Origin of the sequence: Sphingomonas sp., from assembly GCF_041661825.1 — a bacterium.
Taxonomy (GTDB): Bacteria; Pseudomonadota; Alphaproteobacteria; order Sphingomonadales; family Sphingomonadaceae; genus Sphingomonas.
The window spans coordinates 791307-813888 of record NZ_JBAZTU010000002.1; the positions used below are offsets into that span (position 1 = coordinate 791307).

Genomic DNA, 22582 nt, shown 5'->3' on the forward strand with positions numbered 1-22582 from the left:
GCCGCCGCGCGATCGGATTCTCACGACTCATCGGAGCAACGGACATGACCAGGGCAAGCGTGGCGGCAATCGGTGTGGTTCTGCTGGGGTTGGCCCTGGGGCTGGCCGGATGTGGCGAAAAGCAGTCGGCCGCCAGCGCCACCGCCGGCAATGTCGCCGCACCGGCGCCTGCCGCCGTAACCGCTGCGCAAGCGCCGCCCACCGCGGCACCGTCCGACGATCTCTTCGCTTATGCGGCGGGCGCGCAATTCGTCCAGATTCCCGCCGGCAACGACTATGGCGACCTGAACTACGGGCCGATCAACATGATCGACGAATCCCTGGTGACCGACTGGACGTCGGAGGCGGCGGGAAAGCCCGCGATCCTGGTGCTCGAACTCGCCGAACGGACCGCGATCTCCCGTCTGGCGTTCGACACCGCCGGCATGCTCCGCGACGAGAAATCGCCCAGGAAGATCACGGTCGAGATATCCGATATGTCAGCCGGCGAAGGCTATAATACGGTGCTGGCGACCGAGCTGAAGAGCGGCGTCAACGGCCAGTCCTTCGCGGTCTCCGCTCCCGCTGTGGGGCGCTATGTCAGGCTGACGATATCCAGCAATTATGGTGACGACTATTACGGCCTGACCGGATTTCACGGCTATGGCGAGCAACTGACGCACAGCGCGACGATCGCCGATGTCAGCGGCACCTATGAGGGTGCGAGCGGCTGGGGCAAGGTCCGTCTGAAGCAGGAGGGATCTCGTGTCACCGGCTGCTACGACTATCGCGAGGGGCTGATCGCCGGCGGAGTCGAAGGCCGGTTGCTCAAGGTCGAAATGACCGAGAAAGTCGATGGCGGCGGCACGGACAAGCAGCTTGGGCTGTTCTATTTCTCGAAGGACGGCAAGTTCACCTTCGGCCTTACCCGCCAGCCCGGCGAAGATGCCTCCCGCAGCCTGGCGGCGAAATACAGCGCCAACAAGGTCAGCACTGACATCGGCGACTGTCCGGCCATCGCCGACTGGCACGGCAAGGCCGCACAGTCGCAGCTTTCGGCAGAGCTGCGCGAGGATGGCCGGGCACGGCTCGACGGCGTCAATTTCGATTTCGACGCGGCGACGATCCAGCCCGGATCGCGATCGCTGCTCGATCAGGTGGCGCGGATGCTCGACGAGAACGCCGCGTGGCAGGTCACGCTAGAGGGCCATACCGACGATGTGGGCGGGGCAGCCTTCAACAAGGATCTTTCCGAGCGGCGCGCGGCGGCGGTCCGGGCCTATCTCGTCTCGGCGGGAATCGCGCCGGACCGGTTGTCGGCCGTCGGCTTCGGACTCGAGCGGCCGGTGGCGTCCAATCAAACCCAATCGGGGCGCGCGCAAAACCGACGCGTCGAGATCGTCCGCAAGTAGCGGGAATGACGGTGCGCATCCTGATGGGGAAGGCGAGGCCCGACGCGACATCATCGTCGTCGGGCCCGATCCAGGCGGCAGCACATCGCCATCGCGACGGCGCCGATCCTCTTCTGATGGAGAAGAATGGCGCGAGTGACGGGGCTCGAACCCGCGACCTCCGGCGTGACAGGCCGGCGCTCTAACCAACTGAGCTACACCCGCTTGGAAAGCGTGAGGCGGCGCAACTAGGCGAGGTGTCCAAGCCTGTCAACGCTCGTTTTCGCCCCCCGCCCAACTATGCGCTCAACTATTCCCGGCAATGGCTCCGGCAGGCAGGTCCGGCCGCTCGCGCAAAGGCCGGAACGCGAAATAGACGCCAGCCGCGACGATCGGCAGGCTCAGCGTCTGGCCCATCGTCAGGCCCCACCACAGATGCTCGAGGCCCTTGTCGGGCTGCCGGACGAGTTCGAGCAGGAATCGCGCGGTGCCGTAGATCAGCAGGCCCGTGCCGAGCAGCCGGCCGGGCCGGTTGCGGGCGTTGGTGAACCAGAACAGCCAGAACAGGGCGATCCCCATCACCAGCCCTTCGAGACCTGCCTCATAGAGCTGGCTGGGGTGCCGCGGCAGATCGTCGCCCGCGCCGGGGAAGACCATGCCCCAGGCCAGGCTCGTCGGCCGTCCCCAGAGCTCGCCGTTGACGAAATTGGCGAGTCGCACCAGCACCAGCCCGAATGGCGTGGCACAGGCAACGTAATCGCATACCCGCACCATCTTCAGCCCGTGCTTCCAGGTGAAGACGCCGAGCGCGATCAGCACGCCGATCAGGCCGCCATGGAAGGACATGCCCCCTTCCCACAGCTTCAGGACCTCCAATGGGGTGCCCCATATGTCCGGCTTGTAGAACAGCGAATAGCCGATCCGCCCACCGGCGATCACGCCGATCGTCAGGTAGAAGACGAGATCGTCGACATGCTGGCGGGTCATCGGCGCCCCGGGCTCAGCGACCAGCCTGCGCAGATACCACCAGCCCAGGCCGATCATCGCGAGGTAGCTCAGCGCGTACCAGCGAATGTCGAACGGGCCGAGATGGAAGGCGACCGACGAGAGGCCTAGGTCCTGCCACCGCCAGGGGGCGTGGGCGCCGTCGCTCATCATGCCCCTCATCCCGATCTGGTATCAGTCCGCATCGTCCCGCGCCGCGCGTCGGTCGCGCCGCTGCTGGGTCAGCGTGCCATGTTCGAACAGGAAGCCGGCGATGTCGGGCTTGCCCGCGGCGCCGATGATCGTCTGGATGATGATCAGCAGCGGCACGGCGAGCAGCGCGCCGGGCGTGCCCCAGACCCATCCCCAGAAGCTCAGTGAAATGAGGATCATGATCGGGTTGATCGTCAGCCGGTGGCCGACGATGAACGGCGTGATCGCGTTCGCCTCGAGCAGATGCGCGCCGATCATGATCGCGGCGGGCAGCAGCGCCACCCAGATATCGGGGAAGGTCATCAGCCCGCCCAGCGCGAGCAGCAGCGCGGCGACGATCGGCCCGAAATAGGGGATGTAGTTGAACAGCGCGACGATGCCGCCCCACATCAGCGGATAGGGCATGCCCAGCAGCCACAACGCGAAGGCGATGACCAGGCCGAGCGACAGGTTGATGATGGTGATCGTGCCGAGATAGGCCGAGGTGTCGTCGACCACGTCCTGGATCACCCGGGCGGTCGCCATCGCGCCGCCGAAGCTCGACCGGCTCGTGATCGTCCGCCGGCGCAGCCGCGTCCAGCCCGACAGGAAGAAATAGACGACGAGGATGCCGAAAAACACCTGGACGATCGCGGTCGGCGCAGAGGTCGCGGCAAGCTCCAGGATCGAGCTGGGCGGCGCGACGGCAGTGGTTTGCGGCGCATTCACCGGTCCGCTCGCGGCGAGATGCCGCACGGTGCGGTTCACATATTTTTCGAGGTTCGAATAGAGATCGAGCACCGGCGCGATGTTCATCTGGATGCGGTCGATCCGGTCGGGCAGCTTGCGGAAGAATTCGGTTGCCGGAACGATGATCGCGGCCAGCGCGATGTTCGCCGCGACGAGGAACAGCAGCACGCAGGTGAGCGAGGCAAGCGCCGAGGGCACGCGGTGCCGCTCGAGCCATTCGAGCACCGGCACCAGCGCAATGGCGATGACCAGCGCGGCAGTGGTCGGCAGGAAGAATTCGGCACCGGCTTTCAAGGCGAAGGGCGTGCCGAGCGCGAGGCCGATGCCGGCAATCAGGGTCAGCGCGGCGAGCAGCCTGTCGCGGCGTTGCCCGACCCGTGCCTCGTCGCCCGCTTCCTCGCCGTCGATCGGCAAACCGAATGCGCCTTCACCGGGGGCCTTGCCTGCGCCCTGTCCGGAACCCTCCGCCACTCGTCCGCCCCCTCTACGCTACAGTCTTCGCGGACAACCTAGCCGCATTCCCCTCGCTTGTAATCCCGGCTAGCCTGATCGCATGCGCGACCTGATCCTGGTTATCGACGAAGGCACCACTTCCACTCGGGCGATGCTGTTCGCGCCCGACGGCACCTGCCTTACGAGCGAATCCGCCGAATTGATCCAACATTATCCGGAGAGCGGCCGCGTCGAGCATGATGCGGCGGAGATCTGGGACAAGACGCTCGCCGTCTGCCGCGCGGTGGTCGAGCGCGGCGGCGGCGCGGAGCGGATCGCCGCGATCGGCATCACCAACCAGCGCGAGACGGTGGTGTTCTGGGACCGCGAGACCGGCGAGCCGCTGGCGCCCGCGATCGTCTGGCAGGACCGGCGTACCGCCGCAATCTGCCGCGACCTGCGCGAGGCCGGGCACGAGCCGGTGGTGCAGGCCAGGACCGGGCTGCTGCTCGATCCCTATTTCTCGGGCTCGAAGATCGGCTGGGCGATGGCCAACTGGCCGCAGCTCCGGGAGGCTGGCAACCGGCTGGCCGTGGGCACGATCGAGAGCTGGCTGATCTGGAAGCTGACCGGCGGGCAACACATCACTGACGCAACCAATGCCAGCCGCACCGCGCTGATGGCGATCGGCAGCGGCCAGTGGGACGACGGGCTGATCGACCTGTTCGGCGCGCCGCGCGCCGCCTTGCCGGAGATCGTCGATTGCGCCGGGCAGTTCGGCGAGACCACCCTGTTCGGCGCGGCCATCCCGATCTGCGGTATCGCCGGGGACCAGCAGGCAGCCACGATCGGCCAGTCCTGCCTGAAGCCCGGCGAGACCAAAGCGACCTTCGGCACCGGTGCCTTCGTCCTGACTCAGGCGGGGCCGATTCCGCCGACCTCGCGCAACCGGCTGCTCTCCACCATCGTCTGGCAGTTGAACGGCCGCCGCGCCTATGCGCTGGAGGGGTCGGTGTTCGTCGCTGGCAGCCTGGTCAAATGGCTGCGCGATACGCTCAACCTTATCGGCAATGCAGCGGAGACCGAGAAGCTGGCGCGCAGCGTGGAGTCGAGCGGCGGCGTCTATTTCGTGCCGGCTTTGTCGGGGCTCGGCGCACCGTGGTGGGAACCCGATGCGCGCGGGACGATCTCCGGCCTCAGCTTCTCCAGCGAACGCGCGCATATCGTCCGCGCCGCGCTCGAATCCATGGCGCACCAGGCGAACGACCTGAAGACCGCCTTCGCGGCCGACGGTGTCGACTGGAAGACGCTGCGCATCGACGGCGGCATGGTTGCGAACGACTGGATGGCGCAGGACCTGGCCGACATGCTCGGTGTGAGCGTCGAACGGCCGAAATTCGCCGAGACCACTGCACTCGGTGCGGCGATGCTCGCGGGCGTCGGGTGCGGGCTGTTCAAGAGCCTCGAAGAGGCAGCGGTCATGCGCGGGGCGGTCGAGATGTTCGAGCCCGAGATGGCGGCCGAGGTGCGGGATCGACGGCTGACGGGTTGGAACAAGGCAGTACGCAGCGTCATCGCCAGGGAGTGAGGCGGAACCAGAGGAGTTGGATATGCGCGGATCGACGATCGGATGGATGGCCATGGGCGGCGCGCTCGCATTGGGCGCCTGCTCCCCCGGCTCCCGGGACCCGCGCGGCGTCGCGCACGACGAAGTGCTGCTTCAGGTCACCGCCAGCGGCCAGGCCGAGACGGCGCCCAACGAGGCGCGGTTCTCTGCCGGCGTGTCGTCGATCGGTGCGACGGCCGATGCGGCGACCACCGCCAACAACACGATCATGAACAAGGTCGTGTCCGCGCTGGAAGGTTTCGGCGTTGCCAAGGCCGACATCCAGACTCAGCGGCTGACCGTCTCCCGGATCGACTGGGGTCCGAACAAGAACAAGTTCGAGGCGAGCAACGTCGTCTCGGTCCGCATGCGCACCGTCGACAAGGCAGGCGCTGCCATCTCGGCCGTGACTCAGGCGGGCGCGAACGTCCTGTCCGGTCCCGACCTGCGCGTCGCCGATCCCGAAGCGGCGAGCCGATCCGCCTATGCCAATGCGTACAAGGCCGCGCGGGCACGGGCGGAAACCTATGCCCAGGCCGCCAATCTCAAGGTCGCCCGAATCCTCACCATCCGCGATGGCGGCGCATCGGCCGTGCCGATGGCCTATGAATCGATGGCGATGATGGACAAGGTCGCGCCGCAAGCCCTGGCCGCGCCGCCAGTGATGGCGGGCACCAATACCAGCCAGGTGAGCGTCAGCGTCGATTTTGCGCTCGCGCCGAAATAGCACCGGCTCGATTCAACATCGCGGCGGTCACGATATCGGGGCACCGGGCGGCGCTCCGTTTAGAGCACCGCCCCGCTCTTTCTCAGGTTGAATATCGTTGGAGATCGCACCCGCTGTTTTGCGCGCGAAACAGCGGAAAAACCCGCTGTTATCGCGTCGTTTTTCCGCTGTTATGGATAACAGGGAAAAACACGCGCAAGTACTTTAAAGAAAACCGCAAATTCCGGTCGAAAATCCAACATAACAGCGGAAGAAAAAAATTCCGTCGGTAACAGCCGAAAACAGCCGCCGAATCGCGCCGCCCGCTACTTCGCCGGCTTGACGAATTTCAGCGTCATGCGGTCGCTCTCGCCGATCGCGGCATATTTCTCGCGATCCTTGTCGCCCAGGCGATAGCTTGGCGGCAGGGTCCAGACGCCGTCGGCCCAGTCATGCGTATCCTTCGGGTTCGCATTGACCTCGCTCGATCCGGCGAACTGGAAGCCGGCCGCTTCGGCCAGCGCGCGGACGGTCGAGACCTTGATATAGCCGCTCGTCTTTTCCCGGGCGCTGTCGGCGTCTTCCGGCAGGCGGTGATCCTCGATGCCGAGCACGCCGCCCGGCTTGAGCATCGCATAGATCTCCTGGAAGGCGGCGGCGCTGTAGTCGGTCTTGTCGGGGCGCAGATAGCCCATCCGCCAATTGTGCACGTTGCGGAAGGTCAGCACCTTGTCGACCGTGCCGGGCGCCACGCCCGTGCCGCCGAGCGCACTCGGGAAATTGGCGCGGGCGACCTTGCCATAGGTGGCGGCATCCTTGTCGAGCTTGGCGTTGATTCCTTCCGAGGGGCGTCCCGGCGGCGAGACGACGGTCAGCTTGCCGCCTGCCGAAAGATAAGGCGCGAGGATTTCGGTATACCAGCCGCCGCCGGGCCATATCTCGACCACGGAATCGGTCGGCTTCACCCCGAAAAAGGCGAGCGTTTCGGCCGGATGGCGATGCGGGTCGCGCGCGACATTGGCGGGCGAGCGGGTCGAGCCCGCCACGGCGGCGGTCAGCGCCGGCTCGGACTGGAGAAGCGGCATGGAAATGGCGGCGCCGGCCAATGACAAGCAGGCGAACGAAAGGGCGATGAACGGCAAACGCATGATGGCTCTCCCTAGGCGAGATCATGGTCTCGCGACTGACATCTGGCGTGTCGGCGCGGATCATAGCGTGCGGCCCGAGGATGGGGCAAACGTTAGAGTATTGCTGGATTGTTACACCCGCTCCTTTTCATCATCCGGTTGATACGGTGCGAGCGAGATGCTTGAAGCCGGCCATCCCGCAGAGGAGCTTGCGTCGTGACGATCGAATATGCCTCCCGCCGCGGGGAAATCTGGACCTGGTACTGGCGCGCCTGGCGGCAGCGGCTGTGGAAATCGCACCTGCGGATCTTCCTGATTGTCTCGGTGCTGGCGGATCTGATCCTTTTCGGCACCGCGTCGCCCCATCTGGCCGTCCCGATGGCGATCGGCGCCATTCCGGTCGCCCTGCTCATCCTTTATCCGCAAATCCGCTTCAAGCCGCAGACCCGCACCATCACCATCGGCACATCGGGCGTCACGACGGTCGTCGGGCGCAAGAGCGGCAGGATTTCGTGGAAGAATATCCGGTCCGTCACCGAAGAGCGAGGCTATGTCGTCGTCGAGGGCAGCAGCGGAAATGCCTTCATCATTCCACCAAGGGCATTCGATACGCCGGAAACCCAAGCGACCTTCGTGGCGACCGCGAAGGAGCGTGTCGCGGCCGCGCGCTAGCAAGGGTCAGGTCATGCGGCCTGACCGACGCGGTCCTCGAACAGCACTTTCAGATCCTTCTTCAGGATCTTGCCATTCGCGTTCCGCGGGAGGGTTTCGTGGACGAAGCGAATCGCGACCGGTGTCTTGAAGATCGCAAGCCGCTCGCGAACCCAGGCCTGGAGCTCAGCCTCGCTCGCTTCCATGCCGGGCGCGAGATGCACCACCGCCGCGGGTTCCTCGCCCAGCGTGCGGTGCGGGATGCCGATCAGCGCACAATCGGTGACCGCGGGGTGGGCGTAGAGGACATTCTCGACCTCGGACGAATAGATGTTCTCGCCGCCACGGATGATCATGTCCTTCGCCCGGTCGACGATATAGACAAAGCCTTCCTCATCGACGCGGGCGAGGTCTCCGGTGCGCACCCAGCCGTCGATGAAGGTCGCCGCCGTCGCCTCGGGCTTGTTCCAATAGCCCTTCACGATCATCGGCCCGCGCGCCCAGAGTTCGCCGACCTCGCCCACGGGCAGCTCGTTGATGCCCTCCTCGTCCATGATCCTGAGGTCGGCAACGGGCACGGGCGGGCCCGCGCTGGTCGGGCGGTTGAGGTAATCCTCGCTCGAATGGCCGGTGACCGTCGCCATCGTCTCGGTCATGCCCCAGCCGTTTCCGGGCAGCGCGCCGAACTCGGTATGGATGCGCCGGACCAGCTCCGGCGCCGAGGGTGCGCCGCCATAGGCGATCGCCTCGAGCGAGGAGAGGTCGTATTTGCTGCGGTCGGGATGTTCGAGCAGCTGCCAGGCGATCGTCGGCACGCCGCCGGTGATGTTGACCTTCTCGCTTTCGATGATCTCCATCGCGCGGACCGTGTCCCATTTGCGCATGAAGATGAGCGAGCTGCCCGCCGCGATCGAGCCCATCATCCCTGCGCTGCAGGCCGTGACGTGGAAGAGGGGGATGACGGTGAGCGTCACGCGCGGCGTCGGCGCCGGGATTTCCTCGCCGCGACGGAGCAGCGAGCGTGCGGCGTTATAGCCGCCCGACATGATGTTGCTGGTCATGTTGCGATGCGTGCCGAGTGCACCCTTGGGATGGCCGGTGGTGCCGCTGGTGTAGAAGATCGCCGCCTCGTCGTCCGGCGCGATCGCCACGTCGGGGAGAGCGGCATCCGGCAGCGAGGCATAGGCACCCGGCGTGCCGATCAGATCCTCGAGCCGCAGCGCACGGTCATCGAGCGCGGTGGAAGCGCGCGAGACGATCATCCGCTCGAGCGCCGGCAGCGCGGCGCCATGCGCCTTCAGCCGCTGATAGCGCTCGTCGTCGACGAACAGCAGCCGCGCACCCGAATCGTCGATGCCATATTCGAGCTCGCCGGCCGTCCACCACGCATTGAGCGGCACGACGATCGCACCGATGCTGACCGTCGCGAAGAAGATCACCGGCCATTCGGGCAGGTTGCGCATCGCCAGCCCGACCCGGTCGCCCTTCGCGATCCCTATGTCCTGCAGCTTGCCCGCCAGCGTCGCAACCGCGCGGAAGTTCGCGTCATAAGTGACGCGCTCGTCCTCATAGATGGTGAAGACCCGCTCGCCATGCGCGCGCGACGCCTGGGCGAGCCAGGCAAGCGAGGGCGGCGCATTCTTCCAGGTCCGCGTCGGCACGCTGTTGATCGTCACCGTCTCCATCTCGAACCGCCCGCCGGGGCCCGTGAGCGCGGCCTCCACCTCGGGCAGAGTCATTTTCGGCCAGGCCGGATCGAGCGCGATGAGCGGTTCGGTATCCAAGACGCATTCTCTCCATGTCTCGTCCGCCGGCACGTGCAGGCGGGACTTGAATGTCGGGTTTGGCTTATCCGCCATTTTTTCCAAGGTTAGTGTTGATTCGCGCGCCGCTCAAGGCAATAGGAAAGATCATGTTTCGAATGAGGGGTATGGGCAACACATGAAGATCGCCAAGCCCGAGTCGCAGGGTTTCGATGCGTCTCGGCTCGCCCGGATCGATGCGTTCCTGCAGGATCGCTATGTCGATTCAGGCAAGCTTCCCAATGCCCAATTGCTCGTCGGCCGTAACGGCGAGATCGTGCATTTCGCCAATCTGGGCGCCGCGCGGGAAGGCGGCAAGACGATCGACGAATCGTCGCTGTTCCGCATCGCCTCGATGACCAAGCCGGTCACCTCGATCGCCTTCATGATGCTGGTCGAGGAGGGCAAGGTCGCGGTGGACACCCCGGTCCATCACGTCATCCCCGAGTTCAAGGGCCTGGGCGTCTACAATGGCGGTGGGGCCGGCGTGCCGTTCCAGACCAAGCCCACGGGTGAGCCGATGCGCATGGTCGACCTGCTGCGGCACACGTCGGGGCTGACCTACAGCTTCCAGAACCGGTCGAACGTCGATGCCGCCTATCGCGAAGGCAAGATCGAGAACTGGCACGGCAATCTCGACCTCGACCAGTTCGTCGCCGCGCTCGGCCAGATCCCGCTCGAATTCTCGCCGGGGGAGGCCTGGAATTATTCGGTGTCGACCGATGTGCTCGGCGCGGTGGTGCAGCGCGTTTCGGGCTTGCCGCTGGCCGAGTTCTTCCGGACCCGCATCTTCGCGCCGCTGAAGATGGACGACACGTTCTTCGACGTGCCGGCAGACAAGATCGACCGGCTGACCGATTGCTACACCTTCGTGCCCGGCAAGGGTCGCGTGATGTATGACCGCGGCGCGGAGAGTGCCTGGAGCCGCGCGCCCAGGCTCGTTTCAGGCGGCGGCGGGCTGGTGTCGACCTCGCTCGACTATCACCGCTTCTGCCGCATGTGCCTGAACGGCGGCGAGCTGGACGGCGCGCGGATCGTCGGGCGCAAGACGATCGAACTGATGACGCAGAATCATCTGCCCGGCGGATCGGACCTGTCTCGCATGTCGAAATCGCTGTTCAGCGAGGCAGCCAATGCCGGCACCGGCTTCGGGCTGGGCTTCGCGGTCAATATCGATGTGGCGCGCTCGATGATCCCGGGTTCGGTCGGCGAATATTATTGGGGCGGGATGTTTTCGACCGCCTTCTTCATCGACCCGGTCGAGCGGCTGACCATGGTGTTCATGACCCAGATGAGCCCGTCCAACGTCTACCCCATTCGTCGCGAGCTGAAGACGATGATTTATTCGGCTTTGACCTGATCCATCCGCCATCCCAAGCAGGAGGGCGAACCGATATTCGAAATTGCAGGAGAGACTCATGACTTCCCCCATCCGTACCGAACGCCATGACGAAGTGTTGGTCATCATCTCGAACAACCCGCCGGTGAACGCGCTCGGCGCCGCCGTGCGCCAGGGCCTTGAGGCAGGCGTGAAGGAAGGCCTGGCCGATGCCAGCATCAAGGCGATGGTGATCCGTTGCGACGGGCGCACCTTCTTCGCCGGCGCCGACATCACCGAATTCGGCAAGCCGATGCAGGAGCCGGGACTGCCGACGCTGGTCGACATGATCGAAGCGTCGGATAAGCCGATCGTCGCGGCGATCCACGGCACGGCGCTCGGCGGCGGCTGCGAGGTAACGCTGGCGTGCCATTACCGCATCGCCGTGCCCTCGGCGAAGATCGGCACGCCCGAGGTGAAGCTCGGCCTGCTCCCTGGTGCCGGCGGCACGCAGCGCATCCCGCGCATCGCCGGCGTTCCGCTCGCGCTGGAGATGACCGCCAAGGGCGATCCGATCTCGGCCAAGCGTGCGCTCGATGCAGGCCTGATCGACAAGCTCGCCGGTGAGGACAACCTCGAGGCCGACGCGATTGCCTTTGCGCGCGAGGTCGCCGACACGACTCCCCTGCCCCGCGCCAGCCAGAAGACCGCAACGCCCGATCCGGACGCAGTCGCCGCGTTCAAGAAGGAGAATGCCAAGCGCTTCCGCGGCTTCGAGGCACCGGCCGCGAACATCGCCTGCGTCGAAAAGGCGTCGGATGGATCGACCTATGCCGAGGGCGTGGCCTTCGAGCGCCAGGAATTCATGAAGCTGATCATGGGCGTCCAGTCCGCCGCGCAGCGCCACATCTTCTTCGCCGAGCGCCAGGCAGCCAAGATCGACGGCGTGCCCGCCGACGTCGCGCTGCGTCCGATCAAGCGCGTCGGCGTGATCGGCGCCGGCACCATGGGTGGCGGTATTTCGATGAACTTCCTCAGCGCCGGCATTCCGGTGACGATCGTCGAAATGGCGCAGGAAGCGCTCGACCGCGGCACCGGCACCATCCGCAAGAACTACGAAGCGAGCGCCGCCAAGGGGCGGATGAAGCCGGAGCAGGTCGAGGCCGCGATGGGCGCGCTCAACCCGACGCTCGATTTCGAGGCGCTCAAGGACTGCGACCTCATCATCGAGGCCGTCTATGAGAATATGGACGTGAAAAAGGAGATTTTCGGCAAGCTCGATGCGATCGCCAAGCCGGGCGCGATCCTTGCCTCCAACACCTCCTATCTCAATATCGACGAGATCGCGGCAAGCACCTCGCGGCCCGATGATGTGCTCGGCATGCACTTTTTCTCGCCCGCGAACGTGATGAAGCTGCTCGAAGTGGTACGCGGCGCGAAGACCGCGCCTGACGTTCTCGCAACGGTGATGGCGCTCGCCAAGACGATCAAGAAGGTCGCCGTCGTGGCGGGCGTCTGCCACGGCTTTATCGGCAACCGCATGCTGATGCCGCGCCAGGTCGAAGCCAACAAGCTGCTGATGGAAGGCGCGACGCCCGAGCAGATCGACCGCGTCCATGTCGAATTCGGCATGCCGATGGGCCCGTTCCAGATGAGCGACCTCGCCGGCGTCGATATCGGCTGGCACCGCGACCCGACGCGGATCGAGAATATCCGCGACGCACTCGCCGCCGAAGGCCGCTGGGGCCAGAAGACCGGCAAGGGTTTCTATGATTATGACGAGAAGCGGAACCCGACGCCTTCCCCTCGGGTCGCCGAGATCATCAAGGAGTTCCGGTCCAAATCGAACCTCGCCAAGCGCGAGATCAGCGATGAGGAGATCATCGAGAAGACGCTCTACACCATGGTCAACGAAGGCGCGCTGATCCTCGAGGAGAAGATGGCGCAGCGCGCGTCGGACATCGATGTGGTGTGGATCTATGGCTATGGCTGGCCGGTCTATCGCGGCGGGCCGATGTTCTGGGCCGATACCGAGGGCCTGAAAAAGGTCGTCGCCGGGCTGGAGAAGCACGGCTTCAAGGTCGCGCCGCTTCTCAAGGAGAAGGCGGAGAGCGGCGGGCGGTTCAATTGAGCGAACGCTCGGCCCTCGAGACCGCCGCGGCGATCCGCTCCGGCGAGACGACCGCGCTCCTCGAATGCGAAGCGGCGATCGCCCGCATCGAGGCGCGCGACGGGCCGATCAACGCGGTCGTCGTGCGCGATTTCGATCGGGCGCGGCACCAGGCGGCGGAGATGGATCGCCGGTTGGCAGCCGGCGATACCGCGCCGCTGCTTGGCGTGCCGATGACGATCAAGGAAAGCTACGATATCGCCGGGTTGCCGACGACCTGGGGCTTCGAGGCGCATCGCGGCCATATCGCGCAGAAGGATGCGGTGGCGGTCCAGCGGCTGAAAGCGGCGGGCGCGGTGTTCCTGGGCAAGACCAATGTGCCGGTCAGCCTGGCCGACCTGCAATCGGTCAACCCGATCTACGGCCGCACCAACAATCCGCACGATCATGGCCGCGTACCGGGCGGCTCCTCGGGCGGATCGGCGGCGGCGCTGGCGAGCGGCATGGTGCCGCTCGAATATGGCTCCGACATTGGCGGGTCGATCCGGGTGCCGGCACATTTCTGCGGCGTGTGGGGGCACAAGCCGACCTTCGGCGTGCTGTCGACCGAGGGGCATTTCTTCCCTGGTACTGACGGCGCGCGCGTCGTCCTGTCGGTGATCGGGCCGATGGCGCGTGACGGAGCCGATCTGGCTCTGGCGTTCGATCTCGTCGCCGATGTGCCGCAGCCGCGATCGACCATCGAAAGCCCGCGAGGCCTGCGTATCCTGCTGTTGACCGAGCATCCGCTCGCCAAGGCGGAGCCCGCGATCGTCGCGGCGATCGAGAATGCGGCATCCAGGCTGGAGGCGGCGGGCGCCGTCGTCTCGCGGTCGACCGACCTGCTGCCCGATCTTGCGAAGCAGCAGGGCGATTATATGCGCATGCTCGCCATCGCGATGGCGCGCGGTGTCGCCCCGGAAGGTGGCGCGGCGACGACCTTGCCGCAATGGTTCGACATGATGGACACCCAGGCGCGCAATACCCGCGTCTGGACCCGGTTGTTCGAGGACTTCGATGTGGTGTTCGCGCCGGCATTGGGCAGCGCGGCCTTCGCGCATGACGATACCGATCTGCGCCACCGGACGCTGACGGTCGATGGCGAGCAGACTGCCTTTGCCCTGCAATTCGCCTGGCCTGGCCTCGCTACCTATCCCGGCCTGCCCTCGACCTCGGTGCCCATCGGCAAGACCGCCGAAGGGCTGCCGATCGGCATGCAGGTGATCGCCGGGCTCAACCGCGACCACACCGCCATTGCCGTCGCCCGGCTTGTCGATGGAGCCATCGGATGAGCAGTGCAGCGCAAGCCGTTTCGCCTGAGCTTTCCGCGCTCGGCTTTCGGCTGAATTTCTTCAAGCTGGTGGTGCGCGACATCGACGCGATGGCTGATTTCTACGCGCGCGCTTTCGGCTTCGAGCAGCGCGGCGAGCGGATCCGGATTCCAGGGATCGAGGAAGCGATGCTGTCGCTGCCGGGCGAGCAGTTCACGCTCGTCCTCTACCATTGGACCGATGGCCGGGAGATCGAGATCGGCAGCGGCCATGGCCCGGTCGGTTTCCTGACCAGCGATGTCGACGCGGCCTATGCCCATGCTCTCGCCAATGGCGCAACGGATATGCGCGCGCCGCTCGACCTGCCCGGGATGCGCCTTGCCTTTGTGCGCGATCCCGAGGGCCACGAAATCGAGATGATCCAGTTCAAGCGGCCCGCAGCCGCGAAGGAGTGACGTAATGAGCGACGACCAATTCCGCGCCGAGACGCGCGCGTGGCTGGAAGAGAATTGCCCCCCAGAGATGCGTGAGCCGGTGCGTTCCGAGAAGGACGCCGTGTGGGGCGGTCGCGACCAGAGCATGCTGACGCCGGCGCAAAAGGCCTGGATGGACCGGATGGGCGCCCGCGGCTGGACCGTGCCCGACTGGCCCAAGGCTTATGGCGGCGGTGGGCTGAGCCCGGCCGAGACCAAGATCCTGCGCGAGGAGATGGGGCGCATCCGGGCGCGCAATCCGCTCAACAGCTTCGGCATTTCGATGCTTGGCCCGGCGCTGCTCAAATACGGCACCGAGGAGCAGAAGCTCGACTATCTGCCCAAGATCGCGCGCGGCGAGATCCGCTGGTGCCAAGGCTATTCGGAGCCCAATGCCGGCTCCGACCTGGCGGCGCTCGCCACCTCGGCCGAGGACAAGGGCGACCATTATCTGGTCAACGGACAAAAGGTCTGGACGTCTTACGCCGACAAGGCCGACTGGATTTTCTGCCTCGTCCGCACCGACAAGACGACCAAGCAGGGCGGCATCAGCTTCGTCCTGTTCGACATGGCGAGCGAAGGCGTCTCGACCAAGCCGATCCTGCTGATCTCCGGCTATTCGCCCTTCTGCGAGACCTTCTTCGACAATGTGGCGGTGCCCAAGTCGCAACGCGTGCACGACGAGAACAAGGGTTGGGACGTCGCCAAGTATTTGCTCGGGCATGAGCGCGAGATGATCTCGGGCATGGGCCTTGGCTCGGTGGGCGGCAATCCGCTGATCGACGGCGCGATCGCGACGGTCGGGCTCGATCATGACGGACGGCTCGCCGACCCGCTGCTGCGGGCGAGCATCGCGCTGTTCGAGGTTCGATCCAAGGCGTTCGGGATGATGTCGGAGCGATTCATTGACGAGCTGAAGGCGGGGCGCGCGCATCCCGCACAGCCGAGCATGATGAAATATTACGGTACCGAGCTGAACAAGAGCCGGCATGAGCTGATGATGGCCGCGGGCGGATCGGACGCGCTCGAATGGGAGAGCGAACGGTCCTCTGGCGGCGCCGGCGCGCGGGCGTGGCTGCGGACCAAGGCGAACTCGATCGAGGGCGGCACCAGCGAGGTTCAGCTCAACATCATCGCCAAGCGGATCCTGGATCTGCCGAGCAACTGACCGGACCAGTCCCCTCTCGCTTTCACGGGAGGGAAGAAGGAAATGAAATGCCTCTCTATCTGAACGACGAACAGACGATGCTTCGCGATACCGCGCGCGATTTCGTCGCCGAGCATGCGCCCGTGTCGCACATGCGCAAGCTGCGCGATAACAAGGATGCGGCGGGCTTTTCTCGCGATCTGTGGAAGAGCTTTGCCGAGATGGGCTTCACCGGCATCCTGATCGGCGAGGATGATGGCGGGCTTGGCCTTGGCCATGTCGATGCCGGGATCGTGCTGGAGGAAATCGGCCGCAACCTTTCGCCGTCCCCCTTCCTGTCCACCGCAGTCGCGGCGGTCGAGGCGTTGAAGGGCAGCGCGCAGGCGGGGCGCTGGTATCCGGGCATCCTTGCCGGCGAGACCGTGGCCGCACTGGCGATCGACGAGGGTGCCAAGCACCGTGACAACGTCGCGCTGAAGGCGGAGCGGTCCGGCAATGGCTTCCGGCTGTCGGGCAAGAAGCAATTCGTCACGCACGGCCATGTCGCCGACCTGATCATCGTTGCCGCGCGTACCGCTGGTTCGACCGACGACACGAACGGCATCACCCTGTTCGCGGTCGAGAAGGGCGCGGCGGGGCTGAGTGCCGAGGCTGAACGGCTGGCGGATTCGAGCATCGCGGCGCGCCTTGAGTTCGACGGGGTCGAGCTGACCGCCGATGCCGTGATCGGCGAAGTCGATGCAGGCCGCGATCCCCTCGCGCGATTGCTGGCGGCGGGGCGCACCGGCGCGTCGGCCGAACTACTCGGTGTCGGTGGCGGCGCGATGGACATGACGGTCTCCTATCTCAAGGAGCGCAAGCAGTTCGGCGTGACGATCGGCAGCTTCCAGGCGCTGCAACACCGTGCAGCGCATCTCTATTCGGAGATGGAGGTCGCGCGTGCCGCCGTGCTCAAGGCGCAACAGCTGCTCGACGCCAGTGACGACAAGGCAGATGCAGCGGTGTCAGTCGCGAAGGCGATGACCGCACTTGCCACCACGCTCAGCGTGCAGGAAGGCGTGCAGATGCATGGAGGCATCGGCATGACCGACGAATATGACATCGGCTTCTACATGAAGCGCGCGCGGGTGTTGGCAGAGATGTTCGGCGATGCGAACTTCCATGCCGACAAGCTCGCACGGGCGGCGGGCTACTGATGGACCTCAATACCCCGCCCGACATGCCCCCTGAAGCGCTCGCCCAGGGGCTGGTCGATCTGCTCGAAATCGAGGAGATCGACACCGATCTCTATCGCGGCAAGCGTCAGCCCGGCGGCGTGGGCCGCGTGTTCGGCGGACAGGTGATCGCGCAGGCGCTGCAGGCAGCCCAGCGATCGACCGATGCGCCCAAGATCGCGCATTCGCTCCACGCCTATTTCATGCGGCCGGGCAACGAGGATTTCCCGATCATCTTCCGCGTGGTGCGTGACTTCGAAGGGCGCAGCTTCGCGACCCGGCGGGTGATCGCGATGCAGCAGGGGCAGCCGATCCTCAATATGGCGGCCAGCTTCCAGGTTCCCGAGGAAGGGCTGCACCATCAGGACAAGATGCCCGACGTGCCGGGCCCCGATGAGCTGAAGTCCGATGTCGAACTGCGTCGCGAGATGATCGACGAGATCCCGGAGAAGTTCCGGCGGCACATGCTGCGGTCGCGGCCGATCGAGATTCGGCCGGTGCATCCGCGGAGCTGGTTCAGGCCGGTAAAGCAGGAGCCGAAGCAGGATAGCTGGTTCCGGCTGGTCGCGCCGATCGGCGACGATGCCGCGATGCACCGCGCGATCCTGGCCTATGCATCGGACATGTCGCTGCTCGGCACCTCGATGCTGGCGCACGGGATCAACTGGATGACGCACAACGTGCAAACCGCCAGCCTGGACCATGCGCTGTGGCTGCACGAGGAGTTCCGCGCCGACGACTGGCTGCTCTATTCCTGCGACAGCCCCTGGGCCGGCCATGCCCGCGGCTTCAACCGCGGCCGCATCTACAACCGCGACGGGCGGCTGGTGGCGAGCGTCGCGCAGGAAGGGCTGATGCGGGTGCGCGACTAGTTCAGGGAACGAGGTCGATCCGCGTCATCGTGTCCTCATCGGCGCGGTTGTCGAACCAGACGGTGAGCATGGCGCGCAGCAGCGGCTCAGCGGTTGCCTCACCGAACAGGGTCAGCGAGGAATGCAGCTTCTTCGCGTCCTGATCGCCGAAGACCATGGCCGGCGTCTCGTCCGAGAACCATGACAGCGCCTCGACGCATTCGCGGTATCGTCCGCCGAGCACGGGGAAGGCGAGATAGGCGCGCGCTTCATCCAGGGAGCCGATGCCATAGGGATCGCCGTCGAGCAGGCGCGGGAAGATGAAGTCCATCTTGTCCGAACACATCGCCCCGCCGCGAAGCAGGGCAAGGGCGTCGTCATACACGCCCTCCTGCGCCGCAAGGAAACGCTGCAGATCATAGTCGTCGCTCATCTTGGCATGCTTCCCCTGGATGGCCTCACGGCCGCGACCTTCGCCGAAAGGGCGCGCCGGGGGTAGTATACGAGGGTGCAGGGCCACCTCTCCGTCGAGGCTATTTCGGGCGCACTGTGTAGCTCATCGGCAGATACAGGAAGACCTCGGTCAAGCTCGCCCGCGCCCATTCGACCGGCCGGTCGAGACCGCGCACCTCGACGCCGTACCCCGCCCCGAATTTGGCCGCATTGGCGGCGGAATCCGCTGCGATCAGATCGACGATCGCGCCGCGATATTGCTCGGGCTTCACCACCGACAAGGTCATGTCGCCGTCGGCCTTCAACTCGGCCCGGCCGACACTCGGCACTGCGGCGATGAATTTGGTGATGCGATCGAGCGCTGCCTTGGCGTCCATGCCGGGTGCGAGCCTCGTCTTGACCAGGAAGGTCGTCGTCTCGGTATCGGCGCGGTCGTCATCGTCCTTCTCAAGTGGCAGATCGCGATAATTGGCGATGGTGAGCGGCTCCACGACCAGCGTGCCGGTGGATAGTTCCACACCATATTTGCCCTGAAGGTCGATCGCGCCGCGGACCATCGCATAGATTTCGTCGCGCCGGCGCGCGGCCTCGCGCGTATCGCCGGTCAGCGTGACGCGCTGGACCGCAAAATCGGCCATCCGGCGCATCGTGACCGAGGGCATGGACGGCGCGACATCGACGAGACCGCGCGAGCGCAGCAGCGAGCCGGTGACGACGATCTCCTGCGCGACCGCCGGTGCCGCACCCGCGACCAAGGTCAAGGAAACAAGTGCCTTTGCCAGGATATTCATGCGCCCCTCCCCGATTTGGCGAGAGGGTGCTGGTACGGCGCGATACTGTCAATCGCCGCCGATGCGCTGGCTTATGCGAGGCCGCCCTGAATGACCGAGAATCCCGGCGGCAGGTGGCGCCGGCCAGACATCGAGTCCTGTTCCTCAACCAGCCGGGCAGCGATCCGCGCGCCGTGATCGGTGAGAAAGGGCATTTCATGGAACATAAGCACGCCGACCTGCCAGTTGCTGACCGTCAGCAGCCCGCGCCGCTCGAGGCTCTGCTCGCTCTGGGTGTCGACGCCGAAACGCCAGCCACGGTGAAGGGCACGCAACGCCGCCCTTTCGGAGTCGCTGAGCGGGCCGTGGTCGAGATCATTGGCGTGCACTGTCATCATAGCTGGCAAATCTCTGCATTTGGGCGATGAACGGGAGATGAAACGCTGGCCGGGCGGAACGTTTTGCAAGATGGACCACACCGCGCCAGTTGCTGGATTTTCGTACCAATGCACCCCTCTTCGAGTCGATGCAGGGCATGTACTTACGGAGCCACCCGATGGTTCCCGGCATTTAGACGATGAAATGCGGGCGGCACGTCGGTATCAACCGCAGTTATGGATTCGGCTGCCCTCGCCTGCTCCCGCAGCACTCGCTTGATGGCGTCGCTCGTCCGCTTGCTCGGCCGACCCCTGAGGACCTCGGAAACGGACTGTGTGGCAAGCGAATGCGCCCGCTCGAACGCCGCAACGGAGCCGAACCTCTTGCGCAGGGCGGCTTTGACGTCTTCCTTGTGCATTCCCTCAAGCGACATCACGTCATACCGTGAACCATGGACCGATATTTCAAACTTATACCGAAATTACGTGCCACGCAATACGCGATGAACAGCGACGAGCAACTTCGCAGGTTTGGCGAGCGGCTGCGCGAAATGCGGATTCTCATGGCCGCGAACCAGCAGGACTTCGCCGCACTGGGGGGCGTGAAGAAGAACAGTCAGGTCACGTATGAGACCGGCAAGACCGCCCCGACCGTCGAATATCTCTACCGGCTGGCCGGGCACGGCGTGGATATCGGCTATATCCTCACTGGCCGGCGCGAGGACGGAAGCCAGGGAGATGAGGAACGGCTCCTGATCGACCTGTTCGCCAAGCTCGACACACGGGAGCGCGACGCGATCATGACGATGCTGGCGAGCCTCACCGGCAAGGCGGCGGACGCTGAGCGGCCGGTAGAACGCCCGTCGCGCACGCTCCACGCTCCGCGCCCGGCTTTCAGGGGCGAGGGCGACAATTGAGCGCCGGACAGCTGCTCAGAGGCAAGGGTGGCATCCAACAAAGATGAAGTTTGCTGGCTGTTCCTGACTTTTATTTTTTTGTGGCTGTTATGTTGGATTTTGACCCCGAATTTACGGTGCGCTTTCAAACGCTTGCGACGATGCTGGCTGTTATCGAATAACAGCCAAGGAACAGCCAGCTATCAGCCAGCAGGAATTCACCAATCGAAGCTGAGAAAGAGCGAGCCGACGCCCCCCCAAGGGGCCGACGGATCGTACATTGCCATCGTTCGGGGAGATGTTGAATCAACCCATGAGCCGCCGCCGAATGCCAAGGCGCCCTAGACGGCGGTCTTGCCATATTCCTGGCGGATCACCGGATGGCTGGACGACAGGCCGCCATCGACCGCGATGGCCTGGCCGTTGACGTAGCTTGCATCGTCCGAGGCGAGGAAGGCGGCAACCTTGGCCAGCTCCTCGGGCTGGGCGCCGCGACGCAGTGGGTTGAGGCGGCCGACCCGGTCCATCTTCCCGGCCTCGCGCGCGTAATCGAAGGTGGGTTTGGTCATGCCGGTCTCGGTCAGGCCGGGGCAGATCGCGTTGACCCGGACGTTCGAGCCCGAGAGTTGCTGGGCGGAGACCATCGCCAGGTTGATCACGCCGGCCTTGGACGCTGAATAGGCCGGGCTGCCGGCGCCGGAGCGGATGCCCGCGACGCTCGCGGTGAGCACGATCGCCCCGCCGCCGCGTTCCGCGATCTTCGGGGCGGCGTGCTTGATCGCGAGATAGGGTCCGATCAGGTTGACGCGCAGCACTTCGGTGATCAGCGTGACATCGGTATCGAAGATATTGGCCATGCCGCCCGAGATGCCGGCATTGGCGAACATCACGTCGAGCCCGCCATAATATTCGCACGCGACCGTCACGGCGCGAATCACGTCTTCCTCGGTTCCGGCGTCGATCTGGATGGCGTGGCCAGTGCCGCCGGCCTTGTCGATCAGGTCCGCTGTCTCGAACACCGCGTCCGATTTGTCGGCGGCGATCACCTGGCCGCCTTCGCTGGCGAAGAGGAGCGAGGCGGCGCGGCCGATGCCCGACCCGGCGCCGGTGACGATGATCGATTTGCCGGTGAAACGCGCCATCTTCTTCCTCCGTCATGCCGGACTTGTTCCGGCATCCACCGGGCGGCTGGGCCCGGCATTCAAAACTCAAGCCGCGCACGCGCGGCACCGTGGACCCCGGAACAAGTCCGGGGTGACGGGTGGTCTAGATTGTCACACCACCGTCGATCACGATCGTCTGACCCGTCATGAACGTGCTGGCCGACGAGGCGAGGAATACCACACCGCCGGCGATTTCCTCCGGATTGCCGATGCGGCGCAGCGGCGTCGTCGCGTTGCGGCGCTCGGCCAGTTTCTCGTCCTCCCACAGCGCACGGGCGAAGTCGGTCTTGATCAGGCCCGGCGCAATGCAGTTCACGCGGACATTGTCCGGCCCGAATTCGACCGCGAGGTTGCGGGCGAGCTGCATGTCGGCTGCCTTGGAGATGCAATAGGCGCCGATCACCGGCGATCCGCGCAAGCCCCCGATCGAGGAGATGATGATGATCGACCCCGATCGGCGCGCGCGCATCTCGGGCGCGACCATCGAGATCAGCCAATGGTTGGAGACGATGTTGTTGTCGAGAATCTTGCGGAACTGATCGTCCGCGATCCCTTCCTGCGGGCCGTAATAGGGATTGGAGGCAGCGTTGCAGACGAGGACGTCGACCTGACCGAACGCGCGGCGCGTTTCATCGACCAGGTTTTGCAACCCGGCCTTGTCGGAGATGTTGGCGGCGACCGCGATGGCAGTGCCCATGCCGTAGCGCGCATTGATCTCGGCGGCGACCGTATCGCAGGCGTCCTGCTTGCGACTGGAGATGACGACCTTGGCGCCATGTTCGGCCAGCTCGAAGGCGCTGGCCTTGCCGATCCCTTTGGAGGAGCCGGTGATGATGGCGACCTTCCCGGTCAGATCGAACTGGCTCATCCTCTTTTCCTT

The 22582-nt window shown here is 65.3% G+C and carries 22 protein-coding genes and 1 tRNA gene; 12 read left to right on the forward strand and 11 right to left on the reverse strand.

The window, feature by feature from the left end; translation table 11 throughout:
* Positions 1–44 precede the first annotated feature (44 nt).
* Complete coding sequence (locus WC729_RS11065) at positions 45–1391, forward strand: OmpA family protein (RefSeq protein WP_372852566.1); 1347 nt, start codon at positions 45–47, stop codon at positions 1389–1391.
* Positions 1392–1518: 127 nt separating this feature from the next.
* On the opposite strand, the gene WC729_RS11070 is transcribed toward WC729_RS11065, so the two are convergent.
* From WC729_RS11070 to WC729_RS11080, 3 genes are all read right to left on the reverse strand, one after another.
* A tRNA-Asp gene (locus WC729_RS11070) sits at positions 1519–1595 on the reverse strand.
* 81 nt (positions 1596–1676) lie between these two features.
* Positions 1677–2525: a prolipoprotein diacylglyceryl transferase gene (gene lgt, locus WC729_RS11075; protein ID WP_372852568.1), complete on the reverse strand. Its 849-nt coding sequence runs from the start codon at positions 2523–2525 to the stop codon at positions 1677–1679.
* A 24-nt stretch (positions 2526–2549) separates the two neighbouring features.
* Complete coding sequence (locus WC729_RS11080; protein ID WP_372852571.1) at positions 2550–3767, reverse strand: AI-2E family transporter; 1218 nt, start codon at positions 3765–3767, stop codon at positions 2550–2552.
* 82 nt (positions 3768–3849) lie between these two features.
* On the opposite strand from WC729_RS11080, the gene glpK reads away from it, so the two are divergent.
* Positions 3850–5316 (forward strand): glycerol kinase GlpK, encoded by a 1467-nt coding sequence (glpK, locus tag WC729_RS11085; protein WP_372852573.1) that lies wholly within the window; start codon positions 3850–3852, stop codon positions 5314–5316.
* 22 nt (positions 5317–5338) lie between these two features.
* Positions 5339–6061, forward strand: coding sequence for an SIMPL domain-containing protein (locus tag WC729_RS11090; RefSeq protein WP_372852575.1), 723 nt, complete (start codon positions 5339–5341; stop codon positions 6059–6061).
* Between the two features lie 305 nt (positions 6062–6366).
* Here WC729_RS11090 and WC729_RS11095 read toward each other — a convergent pair whose 3' ends face one another.
* The gene (locus WC729_RS11095) at positions 6367–7188 is read right to left on the reverse strand and encodes a class I SAM-dependent methyltransferase (RefSeq protein ID WP_372852577.1); all 822 of its coding nucleotides are present in this window, start codon (positions 7186–7188) and stop codon (positions 6367–6369) included.
* 195 nt (positions 7189–7383) lie between these two features.
* Between WC729_RS11095 and WC729_RS11100 the strand changes: the two genes are divergently transcribed.
* Positions 7384–7839: a YcxB family protein gene (locus WC729_RS11100; protein ID WP_372852579.1), complete on the forward strand. Its 456-nt coding sequence runs from the start codon at positions 7384–7386 to the stop codon at positions 7837–7839.
* An 11-nt stretch (positions 7840–7850) separates the two neighbouring features.
* On the opposite strand, the gene WC729_RS11105 is transcribed toward WC729_RS11100, so the two are convergent.
* Positions 7851–9557, reverse strand: a complete 1707-nt coding sequence (locus WC729_RS11105) for a class I adenylate-forming enzyme family protein (protein ID WP_372853309.1) — start codon at positions 9555–9557, stop codon at positions 7851–7853.
* Positions 9558–9759: 202 nt separating this feature from the next.
* On the opposite strand from WC729_RS11105, the gene WC729_RS11110 reads away from it, so the two are divergent.
* Genes WC729_RS11110 through WC729_RS11140 form a run of 7 tightly spaced genes read left to right on the forward strand, consistent with a single transcriptional unit; the run spans position 9760 to position 18064 of the window.
* Positions 9760–10980: a serine hydrolase domain-containing protein gene (locus WC729_RS11110; RefSeq protein ID WP_372852581.1), complete on the forward strand. Its 1221-nt coding sequence runs from the start codon at positions 9760–9762 to the stop codon at positions 10978–10980.
* A gap of 58 nt (positions 10981–11038) precedes the next feature.
* Positions 11039–13069, forward strand: coding sequence for a 3-hydroxyacyl-CoA dehydrogenase NAD-binding domain-containing protein (locus WC729_RS11115; protein WP_372852583.1), 2031 nt, complete (start codon positions 11039–11041; stop codon positions 13067–13069).
* On the forward strand, positions 13066–14379 hold the full coding sequence (locus tag WC729_RS11120) for an amidase family protein (RefSeq protein WP_372852585.1): 1314 nt from the start codon (positions 13066–13068) through the stop codon (positions 14377–14379). Before WC729_RS11115 ends, WC729_RS11120 begins: the two co-directional genes overlap by 4 nt.
* Complete coding sequence (locus tag WC729_RS11125) at positions 14376–14813, forward strand: VOC family protein (protein WP_372852587.1); 438 nt, start codon at positions 14376–14378, stop codon at positions 14811–14813. The genes WC729_RS11120 and WC729_RS11125 overlap by 4 nt, the downstream gene beginning before the upstream one ends.
* 4 nt (positions 14814–14817) lie before the next feature.
* Positions 14818–15999, forward strand: coding sequence for an acyl-CoA dehydrogenase family protein (locus WC729_RS11130; protein WP_372852589.1), 1182 nt, complete (start codon positions 14818–14820; stop codon positions 15997–15999).
* Positions 16000–16046: 47 nt separating this feature from the next.
* Complete coding sequence (locus WC729_RS11135) at positions 16047–17174, forward strand: acyl-CoA dehydrogenase family protein (RefSeq protein ID WP_372852592.1); 1128 nt, start codon at positions 16047–16049, stop codon at positions 17172–17174.
* Positions 17174–18064, forward strand: coding sequence for an acyl-CoA thioesterase (locus tag WC729_RS11140; RefSeq protein ID WP_372852594.1), 891 nt, complete (start codon positions 17174–17176; stop codon positions 18062–18064). Before WC729_RS11135 ends, WC729_RS11140 begins: the two co-directional genes overlap by 1 nt.
* A 1-nt stretch (position 18065) precedes the next feature.
* Here the strand turns inward: WC729_RS11140 and WC729_RS11145 are convergent, their stop codons facing one another.
* The 4 genes from WC729_RS11145 to WC729_RS11160 form a co-directional block, all read right to left on the reverse strand.
* Positions 18066–18476: a DUF1810 family protein gene (locus WC729_RS11145; RefSeq protein ID WP_372852596.1), complete on the reverse strand. Its 411-nt coding sequence runs from the start codon at positions 18474–18476 to the stop codon at positions 18066–18068.
* Positions 18477–18576: 100 nt separating this feature from the next.
* Positions 18577–19287, reverse strand: a complete 711-nt coding sequence (locus WC729_RS11150) for a TonB-dependent receptor (RefSeq protein ID WP_372852598.1) — start codon at positions 19285–19287, stop codon at positions 18577–18579.
* A gap of 71 nt (positions 19288–19358) precedes the next feature.
* The gene (locus tag WC729_RS11155; protein ID WP_372852600.1) at positions 19359–19661 is read right to left on the reverse strand and encodes a hypothetical protein; all 303 of its coding nucleotides are present in this window, start codon (positions 19659–19661) and stop codon (positions 19359–19361) included.
* Positions 19662–19807: 146 nt separating this feature from the next.
* The gene (locus WC729_RS11160; RefSeq protein ID WP_372852602.1) at positions 19808–20077 is read right to left on the reverse strand and encodes a helix-turn-helix domain-containing protein; all 270 of its coding nucleotides are present in this window, start codon (positions 20075–20077) and stop codon (positions 19808–19810) included.
* Positions 20078–20146: 69 nt separating this feature from the next.
* Here WC729_RS11160 and WC729_RS11165 point away from each other — a divergent pair, with 69 nt between their 5' ends.
* Positions 20147–20560, forward strand: a complete 414-nt coding sequence (locus WC729_RS11165) for a helix-turn-helix domain-containing protein (protein ID WP_372852604.1) — start codon at positions 20147–20149, stop codon at positions 20558–20560.
* A gap of 320 nt (positions 20561–20880) precedes the next feature.
* On the opposite strand, the gene WC729_RS11170 is transcribed toward WC729_RS11165, so the two are convergent.
* Positions 20881–21681: an SDR family NAD(P)-dependent oxidoreductase gene (locus tag WC729_RS11170; protein WP_372852606.1), complete on the reverse strand. Its 801-nt coding sequence runs from the start codon at positions 21679–21681 to the stop codon at positions 20881–20883.
* Positions 21682–21805: 124 nt separating this feature from the next.
* Positions 21806–22570 (reverse strand): SDR family oxidoreductase, encoded by a 765-nt coding sequence (locus tag WC729_RS11175; protein ID WP_372852608.1) that lies wholly within the window; start codon positions 22568–22570, stop codon positions 21806–21808.
* Positions 22571–22582 lie beyond the last annotated feature (12 nt).

Coding starts and splice junctions, on each gene's coding strand:
- WC729_RS11135 (WP_372852592.1), top strand. CDS start 16,047: ATGCCTCTCTATCTGAACGACGAACAGACGATGCTTCGCGATACCGCG.
- WC729_RS11160 (WP_372852602.1), bottom strand. CDS start 20,077: ATGTCGCTTGAGGGAATGCACAAGGAAGACGTCAAAGCCGCCCTGCGC.
- WC729_RS11145 (WP_372852596.1), bottom strand. CDS start 18,476: ATGAGCGACGACTATGATCTGCAGCGTTTCCTTGCGGCGCAGGAGGGC.
- WC729_RS11140 (WP_372852594.1), top strand. CDS start 17,174: ATGGACCTCAATACCCCGCCCGACATGCCCCCTGAAGCGCTCGCCCAG.
- WC729_RS11095 (WP_372852577.1), bottom strand. CDS start 7,188: ATGCGTTTGCCGTTCATCGCCCTTTCGTTCGCCTGCTTGTCATTGGCC.
- WC729_RS11150 (WP_372852598.1), bottom strand. CDS start 19,287: ATGAATATCCTGGCAAAGGCACTTGTTTCCTTGACCTTGGTCGCGGGT.
- WC729_RS11065 (WP_372852566.1), top strand. CDS start 45: ATGACCAGGGCAAGCGTGGCGGCAATCGGTGTGGTTCTGCTGGGGTTG.
- WC729_RS11130 (WP_372852589.1), top strand. CDS start 14,818: ATGAGCGACGACCAATTCCGCGCCGAGACGCGCGCGTGGCTGGAAGAG.
- WC729_RS11155 (WP_372852600.1), bottom strand. CDS start 19,661: ATGACAGTGCACGCCAATGATCTCGACCACGGCCCGCTCAGCGACTCC.
- WC729_RS11175 (WP_372852608.1), bottom strand. CDS start 22,570: ATGAGCCAGTTCGATCTGACCGGGAAGGTCGCCATCATCACCGGCTCC.
- WC729_RS11090 (WP_372852575.1), top strand. CDS start 5,339: ATGCGCGGATCGACGATCGGATGGATGGCCATGGGCGGCGCGCTCGCA.
- WC729_RS11115 (WP_372852583.1), top strand. CDS start 11,039: ATGACTTCCCCCATCCGTACCGAACGCCATGACGAAGTGTTGGTCATC.
- WC729_RS11165 (WP_372852604.1), top strand. CDS start 20,147: ATGAACAGCGACGAGCAACTTCGCAGGTTTGGCGAGCGGCTGCGCGAA.
- WC729_RS11170 (WP_372852606.1), bottom strand. CDS start 21,681: ATGGCGCGTTTCACCGGCAAATCGATCATCGTCACCGGCGCCGGGTCG.
- WC729_RS11105 (WP_372853309.1), bottom strand. CDS start 9,557: ATGACTCTGCCCGAGGTGGAGGCCGCGCTCACGGGCCCCGGCGGGCGG.
- lgt (WP_372852568.1), bottom strand. CDS start 2,525: ATGAGCGACGGCGCCCACGCCCCCTGGCGGTGGCAGGACCTAGGCCTC.
- WC729_RS11125 (WP_372852587.1), top strand. CDS start 14,376: ATGAGCAGTGCAGCGCAAGCCGTTTCGCCTGAGCTTTCCGCGCTCGGC.
- WC729_RS11110 (WP_372852581.1), top strand. CDS start 9,760: ATGAAGATCGCCAAGCCCGAGTCGCAGGGTTTCGATGCGTCTCGGCTC.
- glpK (WP_372852573.1), top strand. CDS start 3,850: ATGCGCGACCTGATCCTGGTTATCGACGAAGGCACCACTTCCACTCGG.